The sequence below is a fragment of the Vibrio iocasae genome, assembly GCF_042245395.1.
Classification (GTDB): domain Bacteria; phylum Pseudomonadota; class Gammaproteobacteria; order Enterobacterales; family Vibrionaceae; genus Vibrio; species Vibrio iocasae.
Genome location: NZ_CP145310.1, coordinates 1,058,434 through 1,081,625, shown reverse-complemented (window position 1 = coordinate 1,081,625; position 23,192 = coordinate 1,058,434). Strand labels below are relative to the sequence as shown.

At 41.8% G+C, this 23,192-nt stretch carries 25 protein-coding genes; 15 read left to right on the top strand and 10 right to left on the bottom strand.

Going from position 1 to position 23,192, the window contains the following annotated elements:
• Positions 1 to 8 precede the first annotated feature (8 nt).
• The 3 genes from SNR28_RS04880 to SNR28_RS04870 form a co-directional block, all read right to left on the bottom strand.
• A complete protein-coding gene (locus tag SNR28_RS04880) occupies positions 9 to 1,049 on the bottom strand; it encodes an IS481 family transposase (protein WP_375748092.1) in 1,041 nt (346 codons plus the stop codon).
• A gap of 116 nt (positions 1,050 to 1,165) precedes the next feature.
• A complete protein-coding gene (locus tag SNR28_RS04875) occupies positions 1,166 to 1,483 on the bottom strand; it encodes a hypothetical protein (protein WP_375748091.1) in 318 nt (105 codons plus the stop codon).
• Between the two features lie 303 nt (positions 1,484 to 1,786).
• Positions 1,787 to 2,356: an outer membrane protein gene (locus SNR28_RS04870; RefSeq protein WP_375748090.1), complete on the bottom strand. Its 570-nt coding sequence runs from the start codon at positions 2,354 to 2,356 to the stop codon at positions 1,787 to 1,789.
• Between the two features lie 215 nt (positions 2,357 to 2,571).
• On the opposite strand from SNR28_RS04870, the gene SNR28_RS04865 reads away from it, so the two are divergent.
• The 4 genes from SNR28_RS04865 to SNR28_RS04850 all read left to right on the top strand — a co-directional run bounded on the left by SNR28_RS04865 (position 2,572) and on the right by SNR28_RS04850 (position 6,160).
• Positions 2,572 to 3,222, top strand: a complete 651-nt coding sequence (locus SNR28_RS04865) for a hypothetical protein (protein WP_375748089.1) — start codon at positions 2,572 to 2,574, stop codon at positions 3,220 to 3,222.
• A gap of 102 nt (positions 3,223 to 3,324) precedes the next feature.
• Positions 3,325 to 4,239, top strand: a complete 915-nt coding sequence (locus tag SNR28_RS04860) for a hypothetical protein (protein WP_375748088.1) — start codon at positions 3,325 to 3,327, stop codon at positions 4,237 to 4,239.
• Between the two features lie 311 nt (positions 4,240 to 4,550).
• Entirely contained in the window at positions 4,551 to 5,132 is a 582-nt protein-coding gene (locus SNR28_RS04855; RefSeq protein ID WP_375748087.1) for a hypothetical protein, read from the top strand.
• 194 nt (positions 5,133 to 5,326) lie between these two features.
• Positions 5,327 to 6,160, top strand: a complete 834-nt coding sequence (locus SNR28_RS04850; protein WP_375748086.1) for an NmrA family NAD(P)-binding protein — start codon at positions 5,327 to 5,329, stop codon at positions 6,158 to 6,160.
• 77 nt (positions 6,161 to 6,237) lie between these two features.
• On the opposite strand, the gene SNR28_RS04845 is transcribed toward SNR28_RS04850, so the two are convergent.
• Entirely contained in the window at positions 6,238 to 7,209 is a 972-nt protein-coding gene (locus SNR28_RS04845) for an AraC family transcriptional regulator (RefSeq protein ID WP_375748085.1), read from the bottom strand.
• A gap of 97 nt (positions 7,210 to 7,306) precedes the next feature.
• Between SNR28_RS04845 and SNR28_RS04840 the strand changes: the two genes are divergently transcribed.
• The 3 genes from SNR28_RS04840 to SNR28_RS04830 all read left to right on the top strand — a co-directional run bounded on the left by SNR28_RS04840 (position 7,307) and on the right by SNR28_RS04830 (position 9,517).
• Positions 7,307 to 7,756: an anthrone oxygenase family protein gene (locus tag SNR28_RS04840; RefSeq protein WP_375748084.1), complete on the top strand. Its 450-nt coding sequence runs from the start codon at positions 7,307 to 7,309 to the stop codon at positions 7,754 to 7,756.
• A 689-nt stretch (positions 7,757 to 8,445) separates the two neighbouring features.
• Complete coding sequence (locus SNR28_RS04835) at positions 8,446 to 8,874, top strand: hypothetical protein (RefSeq protein WP_375748082.1); 429 nt, start codon at positions 8,446 to 8,448, stop codon at positions 8,872 to 8,874.
• Positions 8,875 to 9,022: 148 nt separating this feature from the next.
• Entirely contained in the window at positions 9,023 to 9,517 is a 495-nt protein-coding gene (locus SNR28_RS04830) for an AAA family ATPase (RefSeq protein ID WP_375749891.1), read from the top strand.
• A gap of 170 nt (positions 9,518 to 9,687) precedes the next feature.
• Here SNR28_RS04830 and SNR28_RS04825 read toward each other — a convergent pair whose 3' ends face one another.
• On the bottom strand, positions 9,688 to 10,896 hold the full coding sequence (locus SNR28_RS04825; RefSeq protein WP_375749890.1) for an integrase arm-type DNA-binding domain-containing protein: 1,209 nt from the start codon (positions 10,894 to 10,896) through the stop codon (positions 9,688 to 9,690).
• Between the two features lie 522 nt (positions 10,897 to 11,418).
• Here SNR28_RS04825 and SNR28_RS04820 point away from each other — a divergent pair.
• Entirely contained in the window at positions 11,419 to 12,771 is a 1,353-nt protein-coding gene (locus SNR28_RS04820) for an MATE family efflux transporter (RefSeq protein WP_375749889.1), read from the top strand.
• A gap of 92 nt (positions 12,772 to 12,863) precedes the next feature.
• On the opposite strand, the gene SNR28_RS04815 is transcribed toward SNR28_RS04820, so the two are convergent.
• A complete protein-coding gene (locus SNR28_RS04815; protein ID WP_375749888.1) occupies positions 12,864 to 13,400 on the bottom strand; it encodes a hypothetical protein in 537 nt (178 codons plus the stop codon).
• A 186-nt stretch (positions 13,401 to 13,586) separates the two neighbouring features.
• Here SNR28_RS04815 and modA point away from each other — a divergent pair, with 186 nt between their 5' ends.
• The 3 genes from modA to modC are packed head-to-tail and all read left to right on the top strand — an operon-like array spanning position 13,587 to position 16,185.
• Positions 13,587 to 14,363, top strand: coding sequence for a molybdate ABC transporter substrate-binding protein (modA, locus tag SNR28_RS04810; protein WP_375749887.1), 777 nt, complete (start codon positions 13,587 to 13,589; stop codon positions 14,361 to 14,363).
• A gap of 14 nt (positions 14,364 to 14,377) precedes the next feature.
• Positions 14,378 to 15,076, top strand: coding sequence for a molybdate ABC transporter permease subunit (gene modB, locus SNR28_RS04805; RefSeq protein WP_375749886.1), 699 nt, complete (start codon positions 14,378 to 14,380; stop codon positions 15,074 to 15,076).
• Positions 15,073 to 16,185 carry a molybdenum ABC transporter ATP-binding protein ModC gene (gene modC, locus SNR28_RS04800; protein ID WP_375749885.1) on the top strand — a complete coding sequence of 371 codons (1,113 nt, stop codon included), beginning with the start codon at positions 15,073 to 15,075 and terminating at the stop codon, positions 16,183 to 16,185. Before modB ends, modC begins: the two co-directional genes overlap by 4 nt.
• An 85-nt stretch (positions 16,186 to 16,270) precedes the next feature.
• Here the strand turns inward: modC and SNR28_RS04795 are convergent, their stop codons facing one another.
• The 4 genes from SNR28_RS04795 to SNR28_RS04780 form a co-directional block, all read right to left on the bottom strand.
• Entirely contained in the window at positions 16,271 to 16,708 is a 438-nt protein-coding gene (locus SNR28_RS04795) for a DUF3069 domain-containing protein (RefSeq protein ID WP_375749901.1), read from the bottom strand.
• Between the two features lie 131 nt (positions 16,709 to 16,839).
• Positions 16,840 to 17,052: a cold-shock protein gene (locus SNR28_RS04790; RefSeq protein WP_277822437.1), complete on the bottom strand. Its 213-nt coding sequence runs from the start codon at positions 17,050 to 17,052 to the stop codon at positions 16,840 to 16,842.
• Positions 17,053 to 17,195: 143 nt separating this feature from the next.
• Positions 17,196 to 17,642, bottom strand: coding sequence for a DUF1499 domain-containing protein (locus tag SNR28_RS04785; protein ID WP_375749884.1), 447 nt, complete (start codon positions 17,640 to 17,642; stop codon positions 17,196 to 17,198).
• 47 nt (positions 17,643 to 17,689) lie between these two features.
• On the bottom strand, positions 17,690 to 18,994 hold the full coding sequence (locus SNR28_RS04780; RefSeq protein ID WP_375749883.1) for a GGDEF domain-containing protein: 1,305 nt from the start codon (positions 18,992 to 18,994) through the stop codon (positions 17,690 to 17,692).
• Between the two features lie 193 nt (positions 18,995 to 19,187).
• Here SNR28_RS04780 and SNR28_RS04775 point away from each other — a divergent pair, with 193 nt between their 5' ends.
• The 4 genes from SNR28_RS04775 to pntB all read left to right on the top strand — a co-directional run bounded on the left by SNR28_RS04775 (position 19,188) and on the right by pntB (position 23,163).
• Complete coding sequence (locus SNR28_RS04775; protein WP_375749882.1) at positions 19,188 to 19,559, top strand: late competence development ComFB family protein; 372 nt, start codon at positions 19,188 to 19,190, stop codon at positions 19,557 to 19,559.
• A 30-nt stretch (positions 19,560 to 19,589) separates the two neighbouring features.
• The gene (locus SNR28_RS04770) at positions 19,590 to 19,862 is read left to right on the top strand and encodes an HlyU family transcriptional regulator (RefSeq protein ID WP_375749881.1); all 273 of its coding nucleotides are present in this window, start codon (positions 19,590 to 19,592) and stop codon (positions 19,860 to 19,862) included.
• 360 nt (positions 19,863 to 20,222) lie between these two features.
• Positions 20,223 to 21,758, top strand: a complete 1,536-nt coding sequence (pntA, locus tag SNR28_RS04765) for a Re/Si-specific NAD(P)(+) transhydrogenase subunit alpha (protein WP_375749880.1) — start codon at positions 20,223 to 20,225, stop codon at positions 21,756 to 21,758.
• Positions 21,759 to 21,768: 10 nt separating this feature from the next.
• Complete coding sequence (pntB, locus tag SNR28_RS04760) at positions 21,769 to 23,163, top strand: Re/Si-specific NAD(P)(+) transhydrogenase subunit beta (protein WP_375749879.1); 1,395 nt, start codon at positions 21,769 to 21,771, stop codon at positions 23,161 to 23,163.
• Positions 23,164 to 23,192: the final 29 nt, after the last annotated feature.

Genomic DNA, 23,192 nt, shown 5'->3' with positions numbered 1-23,192 from the left:
CTGTCAGATTATATCTGGGCTAGATTCTTTTCAGCCCAGATTGATTTCCCATCCAGTAATGTTTCCATTGGCGTTCTGCCGCAGCACATTTTTCCTTGATGAGTACGATGATTGTTGTAGTAATCAATCCATTCGTCTAGATCTTTTTGTAATTCCTCTAACGAACTGTAGAGGCTCTTCCTAAACGTTACCTGATAAAATTCATGGAGTATGGTTTTATGGAACCGCTCGCAGATGCCATTTGTCTGAGGGTGTCTGGCTTTTGTCTTCGTATGATCGATATCGTTAATAGCCAGATAGAGCTGATAGTCATGCCGCTCAACTTTGCCGCAGTATTCTGTTCCTCGGTCAGTCAGTATTCTCAGCATCGGAAGCTCTTGAGACTCAAAGAACGGAAGGACTCGATCATTGAGCACATCAGCCGAGGTTATTGGTGTCTTTGTTTTATAGAGTTTGGCGAACGCAACTTTGCTGTATGTATCGACAAAAGTTTGCTGATAAATGCGTCCTACACCTTTCAAATTACCAACGTAAAAGGTGTCCTGAGAACCAAGGTAGCCAGGATGGTGAGTTTCTATTTCACCACAGGCTTCATCATCATGTTTTTTCTTCTCTAACGCTGCAACTTGTTCGTCAGTGAGGATGATTCCGTCTTTTTCGACCTTAGCTTCGAGAGCTGCCAATCGCTTTTTAAAGTTCTCTAGGTTGTGCCTCAACCAAATTGAGCGCACACCGCTCCCAGAGACAAATACGCCTTTCTTACGTAACTCGTTACTAGTACGAGCTTGTCCGTGAGCAGGAAACTCGACAGCGTACGCTACAACTGCATTCTCAGTCTCATCATCGACTCTGTTTTTAATGTTCGGAGTTCTTCGTGACTGATTGATGAGTGAATCTATTCCACCATCCTCAACGAGTTCTTGGTAGCGATAGAACGTGTCTCTGGACACGCCCATGATCTTGCAGGCCTTAGAAACATTTCCTAATTCTTCGGCAAGATTAAGAAGGCCAGCTTTGTGTTTTATGATTGGATTGCTAGTATGAAGCATGAGAGTTACCTCTTTTCTTTGATTTAAGATTCAGCACCTTAATCAAAGTGGGTAACTCTCTTCTTTTCAAATTGAAGTGTCAGATCTAGTCGGAACTAATACACATCAATGGTTAGCTAGATAATTTTGTGGCACAGTATCGAATCTATGGTTATTTTTATATCAGACAAACAATTGATCTCTGCCAACTCCCTGACCGTACAATCAGGCTGAGTAATTGACAGTACTTGCTCATCAAGCCGTACGACCATACTTATCAGTTGATCAACTATGTATAAATAGTTGAGTCCATAGTAGTGCTCCCTAAAAACTTCAATGCGTTCGGCAGAGACTAAAGAAAGCTCCCCTTTGTAACCTTTATATTGGTATTCAATTATCATCATTCCCCCAACGATGGTGATTGCAAAGCCTTCGTTGGAACTACAGGGGGTCATTCTGGCAGTCATCCTGCTTATCAAACCCGTAAACGACATTGTTAGCGATCACAATACTCCCCGAGACTATAATGCTACCTATACTATATAGTCCGACACCTAATATGCTTGCTACACAATGTTCATTCTCACACGCTGTTAATTCGGCGACTTCCTTTGATTCTAACTCCATATGCCTTACTGCTATTTCGCAAGCTTCATCATAAACAGTTACGGTTTTAGGCGCATAAACGCAGCCAACAGTAGAGAGTGTTACCGATGCAATTATCATAGATTTCAACCTAGCTAAATCAACCAACTTCATTAAAAATGGTATCCGATCGTCGCTCCCCATCCAAAGCCACCGGCGTCTCGCTTTTCACCGTTCAGCTCCACATCGACACTTGAGTAACGAGCGTCAAGACCCACTGACCACTGGTTGTAAAAGCGAAAGTCGATACCTCCCCCAACCCAATAGCCAGTGCCAGTACCGTTATGAGTGGTTTTGGTTCCCGAGTTGATTTCCTCTAGTTCGACCGCTACAAAACTGACACCACCACCAAAATAAGGTGTAAATGCACTTGATGCAATTTGGGGCTTATATCTTAGGCCGATGTTCATTTCACCTATAGCCGACTCTGTTGCTTTACCAGTTACTTTGTTTTCGTTGCTATTGCCATGAAGGTCAAATGCTATACCGAATGGCAGGGCTGCAGATTGAAACGTCGAAAGGACGGCAAACGTGTGCATTGAGTCATCTTTGCCCCAGTTTGATTCTAATGTTTTATTACCAACCATTACCTTTATAGAAGTCTGACTATCTGCTGCATTTGCAACACCACCAGTTAGCAGTGCTAAACCAATCGCAGTAAGTAAGATGGGTTTCTTCTTCATGTTAAGTCCTTTATTTATTGTCCTTTATAGGCAAAATTCTGTCGGCGGAAGTATGTAGAGGGCCAATCTATCAAACAAATAGAACCGCAATGATGTCTATCGGTGACAATCTATTGTCCTTAGGTTTCAGTTTATTTCACCGCCTTGTGTTCAAAGCTTATTATCTAGTATCGTCATAGCGTGATGTGGTGTTAGCAGTTAAAGGGAAAGCAGTAATGGACAGATTACCAAAATTTCTAGGTGCTGCAGCTTGGATTGAAGCACTCATTTATATCCTTGCCTTTGTATACTTTGGTGCTTTTTGGGCATATCCCTCGGAGGGTAGTGCATCAGAAAAAATGGCCTATTTAGCAGAAAATCAGTTTTCTTTTTCAATGATGTATTTTCTGATGTATGTCGTGTTTGGAGTTTTTCTTTCAGTACTTGTTGTGGGGCTATTTGAAAAACTAGAATCGACAAATGATCCACTTGTTAAAGTCGGTTCAGTCTTCGGCTTTGTTTGGGTTGTTCTGGTCATTGCAAGTGGCATGCTGGCGAATATCGGGCTTGCACATGCTATTGAGCTAATGGACGTATCTGTAGAGAAAGCTTTTGATACGTGGAGAGTGATTTCTGTAATAGTCGAAAGCCTTGGAGGAGGAAACGAACTGGTTGGTGGGCTTTGGGTTCTGTTACTTAGCCTAGCAGCTTTAAAGGTGAAAATACTTCCACGAGGACTCAATTACCTCGGCATAACTGTAGGAGTTGCTGGAATTTCGACAATATATCCCGCTGAAGTCTTAACTGAAATTTTTGGTATCACTCAGATTATATGGTTTATCTGGCTAGGTATATCCATACGAAGTCAGCGTTGGATTAACAATTAGCCAATAGCTAACGTGTGGGATAATTAGACCGACTTAATATAAGGACATAAAGTGAGATATCTCTTAGTCTTATTTATAACTTTGTTAACTAGCTGTACTTTGATGAAAAATGACAGGTTAGCTTTAAAGCTTGGAAAAGGTTCGGGGAGTTATGTGATTCCACTTGAGGCTGGAAACATCAAAGAAAAAATTGAAGTCTACTATTATATGCCATCTCAATTTAATGAAAAGACTTCGGTGATAATAGTCATTCCTGGTGCGGGTAGGAATGCTAGCGACTATAGGGATAGCTGGGTTAAGAGTGCTGACAAGTACAACTTATTAGTTTTGTCTCCTTCGTACCCGAAAGAAAGCTACGATTTTGCTTCGTACCACTTGGGTGGAATTGTTGAAGGGTTGGAGCTAAAAAATCTTGAAATCGAGAAAGTGGACGGACGTATTTCAAAATATCATATGAGTGATGAAGATATTAAATTTTCTTTCGTTATGAATAAGCCAGACTGGATATTTGATGATTTTGACTTGATTTTTAGTAGTGTGAAACCAATCCTTGGGAAGGAACAAACTAACTATGATCTATTTGGTCATTCTGCAGGTGGGCAGATATTACACCGCTTTGCGATATTTAAACCCAACTCAAAGGCAAATCGAATCGTAGCAGCGAATTCAGGCTTTTATACTTTACCGGACGCAACTATTAGATTTCCGTTTGGCACTGGTGGGACTTCAGTATCTCATGAAAACCTTCACAGTTCATTTGCGAGTAAGTTATTGATCTTGCTTGGCGAGCTCGATGATAAAACCGAAAGGCGAGGTATCATGCTTCATACTCCAAGTGCAGATGAGCAGGGTTTAGGTCGCTTTGAGCGTGGTAAATATTTTTATAGTCACAGTCAAAAGTTGGCACAATCAGCTAAAACCCTTTTTCATTGGCAGTTGAAATCAGTTGAGGGAGTGGGGCATGACTATAAAGAGATGGGCGTGGCTGCCGCTGATCTCTTGTATGGGCAGAAATAATTTCATTGAGAGGTGTGTTTGTCTGCGAATTTGAGTATCAATGCAGACAAACGTTACTTGTTAGGAACGTCAACTTTGCTCGCTTATGGGAAACTCCTCGCACCACCTAGTCTTATCTGCCATCCCACGATTTTTTGCTACAGTTTTCTATACCACCTGTTTCGGAACTAGCTATCTTGGTGGCATGCAATTACTCATTATTTGTAAATGTGGTTTGAACTACCTACGGGAGTAAACCATATAGATTAAAAACTAACTTGGATAAAAGCTTGAGCCTCAGAGCTAAGTATCTAATCTTATGGAGTGAATTAATGAAAAAGGCTATATCAATTTTGCAGAGAGCTTCGAGTGGTAAAGCGGTACTAGTTTTGTTTTTCTTAACCAATTTGGTTTATGGCGTGATTCTAGGCTATTCCATACCACTGGTCTTAAGCTTTGCACCACAGTCAGTTCTGTTTGATATGTCTCCTGCGGGTTATAGTTATACCGAAGCTATAGAACTGCTGCAAACACTAGGGCTGGAAGGTAGGCGTGCATACCTTACTGTTCAGTTACCAATTGATTTAGTATATCCGTTGATGTTTGCCATTTCGTATAGCTTATTGATTACATGGGTTTTAAAACAATTTCTTCCCAAGCAGTCGAAATGGTTCTTAGTTGCATTTATTCCAATGCTTGCGGGTCTGTTTGATTATTTTGAAAATGCTGTTGTTGCTTCAATGCTACATGTGTTTCCTGATGTATCTGAAATGTTAGTTGCGAGCGCCAGCAGTTTTACAATAGTTAAGAGTGGATTAACGACTATATTTTTTGTGTTTCTGCTTGGTGCACTAGTCTATTGGGCTGTGTGGCGTTTAAAGAAAAGGCTTCGGACAATTGGGAGTAAAAACTGACATTATTGAATCCTTCAACTTTTGGGAGATTACCAGATACTAGCTAAGCTGAGTCATTACTGATTTAGTAGAGCTAGTTTTTCTTCAGGACTTTATGTAAAAAATTCCGTACTTCTCATCAATCTATCTTGGCGCTACTGGGGCACGATGACCTTGTTCTTAACCAACATTGTCTATTAAACAGGAGAGCCATTGTGACAACTACTAATACATCAGGACCAATCGTAATCATCGGCAAAAACGCAAAGACAGGTGTACGAGTGAACAAGTTATTGTGTGATCTCGGAATCGAAACTCGCCCGGTTTCCCGAAGTACTGCAATTCACTTCGATTGGGATAAGCGTAGTTCTTGGCCCGAAGCCTTGAAAGGTGCCAGATCCGCCTATGTAACATATCAACCAGACCTAGCAGTTCCCAATGCAGAAGGTGATATCCGAGCCTTTGTAGAAGTCGCTAAAAAAGAGGGTGTAGAACATATTGTTTTGCTATCTGGTCGTGGAGAAGAAGGAGCTGAGAAAGCAGAACAAATTTTGATAAAAAGCGGTTTAGATTGGAATGTTGTTAGAGCTTCGTGGTTTGCTCAGAACTTTAGTGAAAGCTTTATGGCTGAGGGTGTGCTAAATGGGGACTTGGTTTTGCCAGCTGCTAGCACACCAGAACCCTTCATTGACACTGATGATATAGCGGAAGTAGCAGTAGCAGCACTCATCGATCCAAGTAAACGTAACCGCCTTTACGAAGTAACTGGCCCAGAACTAATGACCTTCCAAGATTGTGTCGATGAGATCTCTAAGCAATTGGGTAAAGAGATCACATTTACCTCGGTGAACATTGATGACTACTTAACCATCCTAGAAAGCAAAAACGTCCCAAAAGACTATCAATGGTTGCTCAATGAGTTGTTCACAGTGGTATTTGACGGCCGCAATTCTAATCTAACCCAGGGAGTAGAGGAAGCTATTGGACGTAAACCAACTAAGTTTTCTGACTATGTTTCGAAGACTATTGAGGCTGGTTATTGGGGCTAACTAGACGAAGAAAATCCAAAATAATTGCCTGATTTCTATAATCGGGCAGTTATTTATCAGGTCGATGGTAGACGGCGTTATACATATTGCTTTTTTGTTGTAGATGGAGACTCACCATATTTTGCTTTATAAGCACGGCTGAAAGCGGCTTCTGATTGGTATCCTACATCCAGAGCGATATTCAAGACATGTGCTTTCCCATGCAATAGCCTCTCTCTAGCGAGCGATAAACGCCAGTCTGAGATGTACTTTCTCGGGGTCTGACCAACCACCTTTTTGAAATACTCGATGAAGCTCGTGCGAGACATCCCGGATAACTTAGCCAGAGACTCAATATCTATGTTGGCAGAAGAGTCGTTGTGTATCACTTTCATAGCACGAGAAAGACGCTTATCTGTATGAGCTACTATCCAATTTTGGTTCTCGTCAGACACCTCATTTATCCAACAACGAATACACTGCAAAATCAAGATATCAGCCAGTTTAGAGACTACTAACCCCGAACCATAATCCTCGTACCTTGTTTCCCTATGTATGGCTTGCACCATACTCTTGATAGTTTCGTGAGCCTTGGATTGAGCTGAGATAAGAATAAAGTCAGGCATAGAGGAGATGATTGATGCTGTCACGTCGTTATCAAATAAGACCGTCCCGCACAGCGTAACAGTAACCTCTCCTTGTCCCTGGATTCTTAGTCGTTCATAGTGCTCTGTCACTTGCTCTAACTCATTTTCAAACAAATCGATCGCGGCAGTATTGTTTACATCAACGATATCGTGACCGGTACCGCGAGGAAGAAGAACAAAATCGCCAGGACCAAGTTTCACTTTCTCATCCGATACAGACACAATGGCTTCACCTTCGAGGATAAGGTGAAACATAGTGCTTGATGGAATGGAGGGCATCTTGACACCCCAAGGCTGCTTCATGATTGAGTGCGTATAAAACACGCTGCTCATTTTAAGCTGACTTAAGGGGGAACCCGTCTCTGTGCCTTTTCTGTTTTCCAGTGCAAACTTCTCGAGCATCCGGATATTTTTGTCATCCATAATTGTACTTCCTGCAAATCTTCTACGATTTCCTGCAAACCAAATTATCACTGAATGATTTGTAATAGACAAACCATTCGATGATGAGAAGAACACCATGCTTATACTGACATTCCAAATCTGTAGTTTGACCGCTGCGCTTTCAACAGCACTCCTGGCGGGAACGTACTTTATTTTTCATAACACGGTCATGCAGGTGCTTGCGGAGCAGGGCAGTATGAAAACGATGAATCGAATCAATGAAGTCATCCTAAATAGGACCTTTCTGGCTCTTTTTATGCTGTCTCCTGTATCCAGTTTGCTATTGCTTGTGACTGGCTTAGCAGAAGGGATCTTAGACATTCAAACTCCGGTACTTTATGGCGCTTTACTCTCAATTCTGGGGTTTGTAATAACCATCAGATTCAATGTCCCACTTAATGATCGTTTGGCGCGATCAGTAGAAATCGATAAAAATAGGTGGAAACGCTATTTGGTACATTGGGTAGCCTGGAATCAACGTCGTTACTATATTTCGACTCTCGCACTGGCCGGGTTAATAGTTTAAACACTAGGAATATAGGGAAGATGAAAAGACGACCTCTTTTCCCTTATCCAAATCGTTGCCGCTTCATGACTCGTTGCGTGGGAGTCTCATGTCCCGCACCCACAAAGGGAAGGCCATTGTACGGAGTGGCTTCCCGAAATTAATGAATTTTATTAACGATAAAAGAGTAAAAAGTGAAGAGGTCTAAGGTCGATTAAGTTTAGATCTCTTTTGCCTTGCAGTAGTCAATTAAAATTGGCTACATCTCTAGTTATTCTTAATTTCCAAACTTGGCGAAATCTACTTAAAGAAAATGCTCTACAATCCTTCTTTCAGGTTACTCCTCTCACCCCAAAAAGTCACAAACTACCTTTGTCGCGTTGGTCTATTCGCTTGTAACTGAGCACAAACACAATTCCACGATCTTACGTATCAGATTCACCTTATACAAAATCATTTGCAATATATGACAAGGTAAGAATCTAGTGTACTTTCCCCAAAAACTTTCGAGTTAGACTTTTCAAGTTATGCAATGACTTATTGCTGAGTCATGTTGATAAACAAGTAAAGAAGTAGTAATCTTCGACTAGGCTTATTGGACGCCTATCTCGCAAAAACGATAGTACCAATACACTAAAATCCATAGTAAGCATTTCAATGCATATCACCCTGTAACTGATAGCGAGTAGGTTGAGTAAAAGGAGGACGATATGTGTCTTAAAAAAAATCCAGATCTTCAATTATGGCTTCGAGAAGCTAAAGTCTTACAAAAACTCGCTAAGTCAGAGTCGTTGTCTCGCTCTTTACCTGTTCTTAGACGTCTACTTAATGCGAAGGTATTGTTCGATATCTCGTTAATTGATCTCAAGAACAATACTTCGATTATTCAACGTAAGCACTTATTGCAGATGTTAGCTGCTGAGAATGGTGCTAGTTGTTGGGCTGAGTTTAAACAACAGGTCGTTAAAGCTCCCGAAGGCTCGATACTACCTAATAGTATTGAGTTGCAAGACGCTGGCTATCCTGTTCTTTGGTTTTCGAATACTGCCGAGGCTACTAACTATACTGACACCTATGGTGGGAAAGTTGTCAAACTAGGCAGTCAAGCCGCTGTTGTTCCGGCGCAATGGGAAAGATAAAGAGTAACTCTCAAGACCGATTGAGTAGGAGTTTAGGGTAGGTCTAACTGATTCCTTTTTCCTTAAGTGGGTCGGCACAGTTATCAGGTAACTCAACGATGTCCTCTGGTTCACGCTCCAGTTACAAACAATTTGAAGAGAATAAAAAATGGGTAAGTTAATTCTAGTTTGCGGCCCTATGGGGGCGGGTAAGACAACATACGCAATGTCTATATGTGGTGAAATCAACGCCGTTAAGTTCTCGATAGATCCTTGGATGCAGAGACTGTTTGCAGAAGATATGGTTGCACTAGATTATTCATGGATGATGGAACGAGTAAGTCGTTGTTACGATCAAATCTGGGAAGTTAGTGAGCAGATTATATTGTTAGGTGGAAATGTTGTTCTTGATTTGGGTTTTACAACCAAGGCGCAACGAGACATATTTGTGACTAAAGCTAACGCACTGAATATTCGTGCTGAAATTCACTATCTCGACGCTCAAGTCGAAACTCGAAGAAAGAGGATTGCTAATCGAAATGCAGAAAAAGACCCTAACGTATTTTCCTTCGAAGTTACGGACATAATGTTTAACTTTATGGAGCCTAGATTCGAGGTTCCAGATGAAAGTGAATTGGACAATGGACTCATAGTGAGCGTATAAATTGTAATTCAAAGAATCTAGCCCAGATAGGATCTGACAGGCGCCGAGCCGAAAAGTGGGTAACTGTCAGATCAGGTCTGAGCTAGTACAAATGTTTGTGTACATATGTTTGTGTACATATGTTTGTCGCAATCTAGATAGTGTGCTTGAGTACGGTGTAGGTTACACCCTCAATCTCTTTTACTCGCAGTATCAATATATGTGCTCCACCACTGCATAATTTGTTTTCTTTGTTCAAAGAAGTCTGAGCGGTTGTAACTTGCACGTGTTTCATTTTGGTCTGAATGAGATAAGCATGCTTCAATATGAAGGGTATCGAACCCTTCTTCGTGTAGTGCGGTTGAAGCAATTGCTCGTAGTCCATGAGCAACAAGCTTGCCTTGAAAGCCTAAGCTGCGCTTAAGCGCAGCATTCGCGGTAAAGACACTTACATGATCATTTGGATCTCGCTCTCCCGGAAAAACAAATTCTCTTCCTTCACTTTGTGGCTTCATTTTATTTAGAATTTCAATACATTCCTTTGTTAGAGGAATCCTATGTTTTTTTCTGCGTTTCATCTCAGCTGCAGGAATAGTCCAACATTTAGATACTAAATCAATGTCTTTCCAACGTGTTCTAGCTGCTTCCTTGGGTCTTGCTATAGTGTGCAGTTGCCATAGTAATAAACACTTAGTTTTATCTTGAATTTTATTGTTACTTTCTAATCTAGAAAGAAATGTCTCAAGCAATTCGGGGCGTATTGTAGCCATATGTTTGACATCATGTCTTTCAAACGCATTGATCATTCGAGTTAGTGGATTTGCGTTGATAACTCCGCTATCGACACCATATTCCATAATCTGATTTAGTGACTGACAAATACGTTTAATAGTTGAGAGCTTTTGATCTACTTCTAAAGGTCGAAGAATTAAGATCGTATCTCTGCGAGTAATTTCCTCAATTGGGACATTCCCAAGCTTAGGTAGGGCATATTTTTCTAGTGTACGCCATGTCCGCTCCGCATGAGCTGCACTGATGGTTTTCTTTTTTCTATCGAACCATTGCTTAGCAACAGAAAGGAAGATGCTGGATTCTCTTCTTTTTGCTTCTTGCTTTATTTCTTTTAATTGTTGCTTTGGATCTACTCCATTTGCTACTTGGTTGCGGTATTCTTGTGCGATTTTTCTCGCATTAGCGAGGGTTAGTTTAGGGTATGAGCCAAGAGAAATTTTCTTAACTTTGCCAGTCATGGGGTCGCAGTATCGGAATTGCCAAGATTTAGTACCATTTGGTCTGATACGAATGTTCAATCCATTTCCATCAGCAAGGACATATTCTTTATCTTTAACAGGAGTGTTTTTGATCTGTCGGTCGGTCAATCTTATTGTTGGCTTAGGCATGGGAACTCCTTGATGGTTGTTCCTCTATTATACAGCAGTTAAATTTATGGGGTACAAAATGGGGTACAAAAAATTATGGATTTAGTGAAACGACTTAGGACGTTATCAAATAGGGTTTTTTGTTTATGTGTATGTTTATAAAGAATAAAATGCACTTAATTAGACGTTACTGGATTTCAATTCAGTAGACCAGGAAACCATTGGATCGAGTTGTTAACCATTAAAATAGGCCTTACTTAATGTCGACATTTATAAACGGAGTATAAACGCTGATTATATATGTTAGTTGATTGGTGCGCATTGTACTTGAGATCTGCGAACGTATCTATCCGCATAGCTTGCATTAGATAGCATGGGGTTAAGCCAGGGAAGTGTTCTTTGGCACCAGCATCATGTCGGAATTTTCCTGTTTTGTGTCGAAAAGTTGATAGAACAGACAGATTGTATAGGCGTAAGATGAGTATCTTCTCTTTTGCTCTTCATTCGAATTGGGGCTATTCGAACAAAAAACATAGGCTAGAAATGAAAAACGTAAAAAGCATGGATCAACGTATGTCAATCTTAGCGATTGGCTGGCCTATTTTGGTAGAAGTACTGTTGAGAACGGTGCTTGGTACCAGTGATGTTTTTATGTTGAGTAGTTATTCAGACAAAGCGGTGTCAGCCGTTGGGGTAATCACGCAACTTACTTTCTTCCTGATGATCGTTTCTTCTATGGTAAGTAGCGGTACAGCGATACTTATCGCACAGTTCAATGGTGCGGGTGAGGAGAAGAAGTCTACCGATGTGGGTGTTGCCAGTCTTTTTCTTGCTTTGCTGGTGGGTGTTTTTCTTAGCTTTATAGCGGTCATCGGTGCTTATTACTTTGTTCCTCTGTATGGCCTAGATTTACAGGTAGAAACCTACGCTCAAGATTACCTGATTATTGCGGGTGTGATGACGTTCAATGTGACCCTCGGTATTGTGTTTTCAACGATTCTTCGAAGTCATGGGTATTCCCGATCTCCAATGGTGGTCAATCTGGCGAGTGGCGTAATAAATGTTTTGGGTAACTATATTGCGTTATATCAGCCTTTCGGGTTGCCTGTTTATGGCGTACAAGGCGTTGCTATAGCAACCGTAATTAGCCAGTTGCTAGGGACAATAGCATTGTGGGTAGTACTGACTCGTTCGAACATTCATTTACCGTACAAAAATGCTTTTAAAGTGAGTAAAGAGATCTATCGAAAGATCCTTAAAATAGGCAGTATGAATGCTGGAGAAATACTGTTCTACAATATCGCACAGATCATCATTGTCTACTTTGTCGTCCAGATGGGCACAGCCTCTTTGGCTGCTTTCACTTATGCTCAGAATATCGCCCGCTTTTCTTTTGCTTTTTCCGTCGCACTAGGACAAGCGGCACAGATTCAAACCGGTTATTTTGTTGGCAAAGGTTGGATTGAATCTATTCACCAGAAAGTACAACAATACTTTGTGGCCGGTTTTATCGTGTCCCTTACCATTGCTATTGTTATTTACCTGCTACGTGAGCCGTTCCTCAATCTGTTCACCGATGATCAAGAAATTGTTGCTCTGACGGGAACACTGATATTTGCGTCTATTTTCCTGGAAGGAGGACGGGTGTTTAACCTAATCTTTATCTCTGCCTTAAAGGGAGCTGGCGATGTAAAGTTCCCCGTACAAATGGGTATCTTGAGTATGTGGGGAATCGGGGTATTTATGGCATATGTGCTTGGACTTAACTTGGGCTATGGGGTAGTTGGTGCGTGGATAGCGGTTGCTATGGATGAGTGGTTTCGTGGTTTGATAATGGCGGTAAGATGGCGATCAAAAGAGTGGGTGAAATTTAGGTTGGTTGATGCAAAAGCTTAGCTTTGTTTTAAATTGACAAAACTCTGACGGATATCTTCGGAGTGTAAAAAAGCAGAGTAAACGTACTCTGCTTTCTGGCCTTAACTAGTAATTTAGTACTGGAAACGCACGTTCATTAAGAACTGACCACCGTATAAACCGTTGTTTCGCAGTCCGGCACCAAGTACGAGCTGCTGTGTCGAATGAAATCTAGCTCCAACATTATATGAAGTGTGAGTATTGTCACCGTCAATTAATTGACCGATGTCGCCATATACTTCTATGTTTTGTAAAATCCAAGCTCGTGAGCCAATAGCAAATTCAGGTAAAAAATCTTCATCAGCTAAGTTCTCTCTACCTTCTTTGACGCTATTTAGCATCATACGGCCGTAGATATCAGCGAACTGAGTAAGTGGTCCATTAAAGCCTATACCACCAGCCAAAACCCAATCACTTTCGAATTGGCTGTCGCCCTTGATGATGAAATGACTATTTTCTGTAAACTGCGAAGTAAACGCTAGGCCAAATGATGTAGGGCTAGCGCCTATGTTTACATCAAAGGCGTTGTATGGAAAATTGTTTGCGCTGACGGCTCCAGACACCAACAATGTAGATGCCAGTAAAGCGATTGAACGAGCTTTTCCTTGCATGGAAACTCCAAATCAGGTTCATTAAAATATTGATTGTACTTATGCAATATCCAAGCCAGAAAAAAGTCGTATTACTGACAGAAAGAAGGTATTGTTTTTATAAATATCTAGCTTAGTGCACAACGACCTTATGTGAATTGATGTATGGTTGCTGCCTGCTATAAAAACAAGTAATTAACGTTCAGGATGTACAAATTGATTCGTAGCTTGCTCATTCCCCTGCTTATTCTATTTTCTGCCCAGTCAGCAGCACAAAATTTAAAGGTTTATGCAGCGTCTTCTATGACTAACTCCATTAAAGAAATCGGTGAAAAATTCAAAGAGAAAACCGGAATTAAGGTAATCACCGTGTTTGGTGGCTCTGCTTCTCTTGCAAGACAGATAGAGAAGGGCGCTCCGGCAGATATCTACATATCAGCTAATGAAAAGTGGATGGACTACTTAATTGAGAAAAATGTAGTTAAGCCAACGAACTCAAGAGATATTGCTCGCAATCGCCTTGTGATTGTTAGCGGAAGTAAAAGCGGAATCACGGAGTTCTCTCCAGAAGATAAGAAGAACTGGATGGAAGTGACCAAAAATAGCCGTTTGGCTGTAGGACAAACGGATTCCGTTCCTGCTGGCATTTACGCAAAGCAGGCGATGGAGTTTCTGGGTGTTTGGGATGAAATGAAGCCCCGGTTAGCAGCCGCCAATAATGTCAGGTTTGCGTTGGCTTTGGTTGAACGCGGAGAAACTGATATTGGCATTGTTTACCAAACCGACGCAATTTACAGTGACGCTGTAACTAGTTTGGCGGTGTTGCCCGAAGAGAGTCATGCTCCTATCATGTATCCGGCTGCTCGGTTAACGGATTCAAATGAGAGTGAACAGTTTTATGACTTCCTGTTTAGTGATGAAGCGAATAGTGTTCTGAATCGATATGGCTTTCAATCCATTGATACTCAAACTGTTAATAACTAATCAGGGCTTAGTTCATGTTAACAGAATTTGAAATTGAAGCGCTTATCCTAAGCCTGAAAGTTGCTTTCTTCGCCGTACTTTGGCTTATCCCTATTGGAATCGGTTTAGCCTGGTTGCTGGCTAGGAAAAACTTTTTTGGGAAAAGCTTATTAGACAGCATTGTCCATCTGCCTCTTGTTCTTCCTCCTGTTGTCATCGGATATCTTCTTTTGATTCTTATGGGCAGACAAGGAGTAATTGGTAGTTTTTTGAACGATGTATTTGGTATTAGTTTCAGTTTTAGCTGGAAAGGGGCCGCTTTAGCATCCTCTGTTGTGGCACTTCCACTGATGGTTAGAGCGATACGATTAAGCCTTGAAAGTGTCGATACCCGGCTAGAACATGCCGCTCGCACCCTGGGGGCCTCTCCAATTAAAGTATTTTTTACCATCACTTTGCCACTGACATTACCGGGTATCGTGACAGGTACCATGCTTGCGTTTGCCCGGAGCTTGGGAGAGTTTGGTGCCACCATTACCTTTGTTTCCAATATCCCTGGGGAAACTCAAACAATCCCGCTTGCAATGTTTAGTTTTATTGAAACGCCAGGTGCCGAGTTCGAAGCAGCACGGCTGTGTGCAATTTCTATTGTTGTTGCATTAAGCTCTTTGTTTGTGTCCGAGTTGCTCAACCGCAAATCTCAACGTCAATTAAACGGGAGCGTGGCGAAATGATAGATCTTTCTATAAAGCACGCTCTCGGTGAGATGTTACTCGACATCGATGTTGAGCTTCCTTCTAAGGGGATCACTGCGATCTTCGGTCGTTCGGGATCAGGCAAAACATCAGTAATCAATGTCGTAAGTGGCTTGATAAATCCAGACTCAGGAAAGATCGTCGTTGGTGACAACCTGATCTTTGACAGCAGCAACAAAGTTAACATCCCGATAGAAAGAAGAAATATTGGTTATGTATTTCAGGACGCTCGATTATTTCCTCATTACTCAGTGAAAGGAAACCTTCTTTACGGGGTAAAGGGGGAGTTAGATAAAATATCGTTCAATCATATTGTTGAACTGCTTCATTTAGAGCACCTGCTTGAACGCTATCCTTCAGATTTATCTGGAGGAGAAAAACAGAGGGTTGCTATCGCTAGGGCGTTGCTATCGAGTCCTCAGCTTCTTCTTATGGATGAACCACTGGCCTCGCTGGATCTTCCAAGGAAGAAAGAAGTAATGCCGTTTCTGGAAAAGCTATCCAGAGAGATCAAAGTACCGATTCTTTATGTCACTCACAGCCTCAATGAGATCTTAAGATTAGCCGATCATATTCTACTTATTGATCAAGGAAGGGTTGTTGCTAACGGACCGCTTGAAGATATTTGGGGATCCGATGCGATGAAACCCTGGCAATCTTTCTCCGAACGTAGCACGTTGCTGGAAGGCACTATCTGTTCTCATCATGAGAAATACTCACTGACTCAGGTTAGGCTAAGCAAAGAAGCGAGCTTGTGGGTTCAGAAGATAGACGAAGAAATTGGTAGCAAGATCAGAATGCAGGTTCGTTCAAATGACGTCTCTGTGACGACGACCAAGCCCGAAAACACATCAATAAGAAATGTTATTCCAGCTACAGTCACGAGTATTCAGGAAGTGAAGAATCAACACGGTAATCAAAGTATTGCTTTGAATCTGGATATCGGCTCAGATTGCCATCTGGAAGCTACGATTACGCAATGGGCAATGGATGAGCTCAAACTGGTGCCAGACATGAATGTCTATCTCCAGATAAAAGGTGTGAGTGTGACGCAGAAGGATATGGCTCTAATGCCTGTGCATGAGTAGAGCATTCGTAGCCATAAAACGAGAAAGCCGCAATGAATCCATCTGGTACATTGCGGCTTATCTATTACGAATGTATCGTCGTTAATTACTTAGCAAAAACGTCAACAAACTCTCTTTTCAGGATTGGGTCACGACGGGCTTTTTTCACCTGTTTAACCATATCTTTCACGCAGTTGTGTAAAACTTTATCCAGCAGCTGAGCACGGTACTCTTCTTGTTGTTCTTCAGTCATATCCTGTGGCAGCTCAATGTTCTGGTAGTCTTCCATAAAGTTAACACCAGCAAACGCCTGGCTAACAGAAATAAGCGCATGAAACTGTTCAAAATTATCTAAAATATTTTGCGCACTTGCTGGAAGTTCATTCCATGATTCCCGTACTGCTTCTTCAGACACTTCGTGAATAGAAACAACCATGTTGTACATCTCTTCAGGCACATCATCATACTCAATAACTTTGCGCAGCTCGGCTGATACCGAAGACAGGTCTACTTGTACTGGTTCGTTTGTTGTCTCTTCAGACATCTTTGTCTCTTCGGACATAGGAAATTCTCTTTAATGGTAAAAAGCACATGCTAAGAGGAATATTTTAAATGTCAATAAACTAAAAAGCCGTCACTATAAAAGTAACGGCTTTGGAAAAGCTGGTTTGCTAATCAGATGGCACTGACGTCTTCGGCTTGAGGGCCTTTCTGACCGTTCGTCACCACAAATGATACCTGTTGACCATCTTGGAGGTTACGACGACCTGTTCCATTGATTGCTGAAAAGTGTACGAATACATCTTTACCACCATTTTCTGGTGTGATGAAGCCGAACCCTTTGTCCTGATTAAACCACTTTACAGTGCCATTGATTTTATCGCTCATACCTGTTCTCTATCCATATAACTGATTGATGCAAAAGCACATCAACAGATTTACCGTACAATAATGGTTATGACTTCGCCAGTTAAAGTATTATGAAATATTTAAGGATGTGATCTGTACCTTTTTGACCATGAAACAGTTGTTTACTTAGACTCTTTATAGAGTTTGACAAACGAGTCGTAGCGTTCTCTGTTTAACCCTCGATCGCTGTATCCGACCCGCGATTGTGAACGATATTCAATCTGTTTTTCATCAATATTGAAATACAGTTCCAGATCATCACGATACTTCATGGTTGGCGTGGTAAAGACCACATGCATGTAGAACTCGTCATCTGTAACGATTTCATTTCCACCCATCGTCGTCAGGACGTTATAAACAGATTTTTTAGCGTGAGTAATATCGTCGAAAGACAGAGGTGCCACCAGCTTTTCTGGATCATCTGATTGAGTAGAAACTGCGTTTGGTGACGAAGGCACTGGCGCAAATTTACCATCTACGACGCCTAGATAGTCCGGTTGAGCACTGTTTTTATACACCATGAAACCTACGCCGAGAGCAATAACAGCGGATATTATTTTTAGAATCATTTAGTTGTCCTGTTTTTGTATTTAAACAAATACTAACAGGAACTTAACTAGTCGGAAACACAATTTCGACCAGATTGCTTGGCCCTATAGAGGGCTTCATCGGCGGCTTTGAGAACAGTCTCTGGATTTTTGGTGTCGTAGCTGTCAGCCATACCAATGCTGATTGTTACGCTAACGGTATTGCTGGCATTTTGTTTTTTACGTTGTTTTGAGCCGACCTTATTGTCCTTAGGGCGGTTATCCATGTTACGCAGTGTCATTTCGTAGTTGGCAATGCTTTCTCTAAGCTCTTCAAGAAATGGCTCCGCATTATCAACATACTTACCTTTGAACAACACAGTAAACTCTTCACCACCGTAACGATATACTTTGGCCTTACCCCTTGTTTTCATCATCTTGCTCGCAACCAATTTTAGAACGTCGTCACCAGTATCATGGCCATAGGTATCGTTAAATTTCTTGAAATGGTCAACGTCGAGCATTGCGATTGTGTATTTGCGTCCAAGGTGGCGCATCTCTGTTTCTAAGGCTCTTCTACCCGGTATTTCTGTTAACTGGTCAATATAAGCAAGTTCATGACTAGTCGAGATAACGGTGACAATAAGCATGATTCCAGACAAAGAAAACAGGGTAGTGGAAATGTAGTTGGTATCGAACAGAACGAAAGTCAGCAGCGTAAGCACCAGGCAAGTATAAATGGCAACATCGATAGACTTGTTGTGATTGAGGACTTGTATGCCATACCAACAACTCACAAAGAAACTGTATAGAAACAGTAATACAGGCAATTTCGACATTTCAGGGATGTTATACAGCACGGCTTCCCAGAAATCGCTTAAACCTGCATCCTGAACATGGATAACCGTGATGACTCCCCAGCCGATCAGCATACCAATAATGGCTAAATAAGAGAGCCCTTTAGTCGTCAGCAATTTGCACTCTTTGTAAAGGCTGGCAGTAATACAGGCTACGGGAAAGATAAATGCGAGTAAAAGAAACTCTAGTTTGGTTGTGCCAGTGGAAAGAGGGGATTGTAATCTTGTTTGTATCACGTAATAAGTGATGCACATGGCAACGGTTACCATGCCAATCCGGCCTTGATTAAATAATTGGCAAAGCATGATGCAAATAACAAACAAAAGGTAGGGAAGATTAGTTGCTAGATAAATGTTTGCTTCAATTGTCCCTGATATGGTCTGCATTACGAATTGAAGTACCAATACGAAAAATAGTGGTAACAAAAATTTGATCAGATTGGGACGAATGAGTGACATCGCGAGTTTACAGCCTGCTGCTTTTATCTCTGGTTCTATCAGAGCGGTTTTGATTGTCAATGAAATTGAGCTTTTCAATAAACGATCATAATGCCAATAATATCTTCATGGAACAATAAAAACATCAAAAGTGTGGGGAAACTATCAGAATTAATATAAATGGCGGGGCTAAGCTTAGATAGCCGATTTACCTTTGTAGGTATTGGGTTAAGCTTATTGTTGAGTATACATATTACAAATTGTCTATCTGATCGATTAATGGAGTAGAGACATGCAAATCAGTGTTGAAGTGCATAACTATATGGAAACGCTGGTCGGCAGAAAGTTGGCCGAACCTGTATATACCGACAAATACGATGGTGAGCAATTAGCGGATCTCGCTTGCATTGCGTTAAACCAACTCCGTCCAGTATATATTCGTCATGACGTGGATTTCTTATCGAGTGTCCATGAAGAAAAACTAAATCAGTTAAGAGCCCAGGCATCAATTGCTCTTGAAGCTGCTGAAACAATGATCAAAGATGATCGAAGACAGAAACGAGAAGATGACGATAGCGACGTGATCTATAAAGATCTTTCTGAAGAGGAAGATCCGGAACTGGAGTGGTTCGAGAAGCCGATCGTTCCGTTAAAGACAAAGTAAGATAAGAGATTTAATTAACAGGAGTTTAGTGTGGGATTTTTCTCAAAGCTTTTTGGGGGCGGTAAATCTGAGTCTAAAGTAGTCGAACCTGTAGAGTATAAAGATTTCCTGATCTATCAGGAGTCCAGAGCTGAGTCGGGTCAATATCGTATTGCTGGTCGAATTACAAAAGAAATCGACGGTGAATTAAAGGTTCATAACTTTATCCGTTCAGATGTAGTGACATCTGAAAGTGATGCTAATGAGCTAATGTTGTCGAAAGCCAAAATGTTTATCGATCAAATGAACGGTAATATTTTTTAGTGAAAATGTTGTATATGTTTGATAAGTAAAAGCAAAGCCAAGGTTTAATTTCTACTTATTGATGTTCGTCATATATATAGGAGCCAATAGCGTTTAAGCTGTTGGCTCTTTTTAGTAAAAAAGTCATATCCTATCTGGCTACAACGCGGTGGTTCGACCTGATAGCCACGATCCTAAATGTGGTTTTTTTACATATAAATTATAGGTATGCTTAGCTCATTACTTACAAATTTTAGATGTATTACGTACTTTTTCATCAAAATGACTAAAATTTGTACTTAACGAATGAAAAAATCTGTGAGTTAAGTGCACTAGTAATATCAAATCCAAAATTCATTGTGCCAATAGTAGGGAATAACTATGCAAATTGGTGTGCCTAGAGAGATACTCGCGGGTGAAACACGAGTTGCTGCGACACCGAAGTCGGTTGAACAGCTATTAAAAATGGGATTCGATGTCGTAATCGAATCGGGGGCTGGTATTTTAGCCAGTTTTGACGATGCTGCTTTTGAACAAGTTGGAGCTAAAATCGCTTCTGTAGAAGAGATATGGCAATCCGACCTTATCTTGAAGGTTAATGCACCTTCAGATAATGAAATAGACTCAATGAAAGAGGGTGCTAGCCTGGTGAGCTTTGTATGGCCAGCGCAAAATCCTGAGTTAATGGAAAAGCTCTCTTCTAAGAACATTAACGTAATGGCGATGGATGCGGTTCCTCGTATTTCCCGTGCACAGGCATTGGATGCGCTGAGCTCGATGGCTAACATCGCTGGTTACCGTGCAGTTGTAGAAGCGGCTCATGAGTTTGGTCGCTTCTTTACCGGTCAAATTACAGCGGCAGGTAAAGTTCCACCTGCAAAAGTGCTGGTTGCTGGTGCTGGTGTTGCTGGCTTAGCTGCAATCGGTGCTGCGGGTAGCCTTGGTGCTGTTGTTCGCGCTTTCGATGTTCGACCTGAAGTAAAAGAACAGGTGCAGTCAATGGGGGCCGAGTTCCTTGAAGTAGATTTCGAGGAAGACACTGGCGCTGGTGACGGCTATGCGAAAGAAATGTCTGAAGAGTTCAACAAAAAAGCCGAAGAGCTATACGCTGCACAGGCTAAAGATGTTGATATCATCGTTACTACTGCTCTTATTCCAGGACGCCCTGCACCGAAGCTGATCACCAAAGAGATGGTTGATAGCATGAAAGCGGGCAGCGTAATTGTTGACCTTGCTGCGGCGAATGGTGGTAACTGCGAATACACAGTAGCTGACAAAGTTATCACGACGGACAACGGTGTGAAGATCATCGGTTACACCGACATGGTTGGCCGCTTGCCTACACAGTCTTCTCAGCTTTATGCAACAAACCTTGTAAACCTTCTGAAGCTTCTTTGTAAAGAGAAAGACGGCAACATCGACATTGATTTTGAAGACGTTGTTCTTCGTGGTGTGACGGTTGTTAAAGAAGGTGAAGTAACATGGCCTGCGCCACCGATTCAGGTATCCGCTCAGCCACAAGCTCAACCAGAGCCTGCAGCACCGATTGAAGAAGTAAAAGAAGAACCTGCGTCTCCAGTTAAGAAAGTCGCTATGATTGCTGCCGGTATCGGTGCTTTTGCATGGATCGCTAGTGTTGCTCCTTCTGCATTCCTTGCGCATTTCACGGTATTTGTATTGGCATGTATCGTGGGTTACTACGTAGTGTGGAACGTGACACATGCACTGCACACTCCGCTAATGTCTGTAACTAACGCGATTTCGGGCATCATTATCGTTGGTGCGCTACTTCAGATAGGACAAGGTGATGGTGTTGTATCTGTTCTGGCGTTTATCGCTGTGTTAATTGCGAGCATAAACATCTTCGGTGGTTTCACCGTTACGAAGCGTATGCTTGAAATGTTCCGTAAAGACTAAGGAGTAACGGATGTCTGCAGGATTAGTAACAGCCGCATACATAGTTGCTGCTGTCTTATTTATCATGAGCCTTGCGGGGCTTTCAAAGCAAGAGTCTGCTCGCGCAGGTAACTACTATGGTATCGCTGGTATGGCGATCGCATTGATCGCGACGATCTTTTCACCAAGTGCCCAAGGCTTTGTCTGGGTGATTTTTGCTATGGTGATCGGTGGTAGTATCGGTATCTACTACGCGAAGAAAGTAGAAATGACTGAAATGCCAGAGCTGGTTGCGATTCTTCACAGTTTCGTAGGTCTGGCTGCGGTATTGGTTGGTTACAACAGCTTTATTGCTCCACCTCCACCAGTATCACTAGTTCCGTCTGAAATTCATGCCGAACATGTGATTCACCTTGTAGAAGTTTTCCTTGGCGTATTCATTGGTGCTGTAACCTTTACCGGTTCGATTGTTGCTTTCGGTAAGCTACGCGGCGTGATCTCTTCTTCACCACTTTCGATTCCACATAAACACAAGTGGAATCTACTAGCGGTTGTTGTTTCTACATTGCTAATGATCTACTTCGTTAAAGTAGACGGTAGTTACTTCGCGATTATCGTGATGACACTTATCGCATTTGCATTCGGATATCACCTTGTTGCATCTATTGGTGGTGCGGACATGCCTGTTGTGGTTTCTATGCTTAACTCATACTCAGGTTGGGCAGCAGCAGCAGCAGGTTTCATGCTGGCAAACGATCTACTTATCGTAACAGGTGCACTTGTAGGTTCTTCTGGTGCCATCCTTTCTTACATTATGTGTAAGGCGATGAACCGTTCATTTATTTCTGTAATTGCTGGTGGCTTCGGTCAGGAAGTGGCAGTGAGCAGCGATACTGAATATGGTGAGCACAGAGAAGCAAGCGCAGAAGAAGTAGCTGAGATGCTGAAAGACTCTAAGTCTGTCATCATCACTCCTGGATACGGCATGGCAGTAGCTCAAGCTCAGTACCCAGTGTATGAGATCACTGAAAAGCTTCGTAATATGGGCATTGAAGTTCGATTTGGTATCCACCCTGTAGCAGGAAGGTTACCGGGTCACATGAACGTTCTTCTTGCTGAAGCGAAAGTACCTTACGATATCGTTCTGGAAATGGATGAAATCAACGATGATTTCACAGAGACAGATACCGTACTTGTAATTGGTGCAAACGATACAGTTAACCCAGCTGCGCAAGATGATCCAAACAGCCCTATTGCGGGTATGCCTGTACTAGAAGTTTGGAACGCGAAAAACGTAATTGTATTCAAGCGTTCAATGAATACTGGTTACGCGGGTGTTCAAAACCCTCTATTCTTTAAAGAAAATACTCAGATGCTATTTGGTGATGCTAAAGAGTCGTGCCTATCGATCTCTCAGCATATTTAATGCGTATGAAGTAACGTATAAGGCCCGCA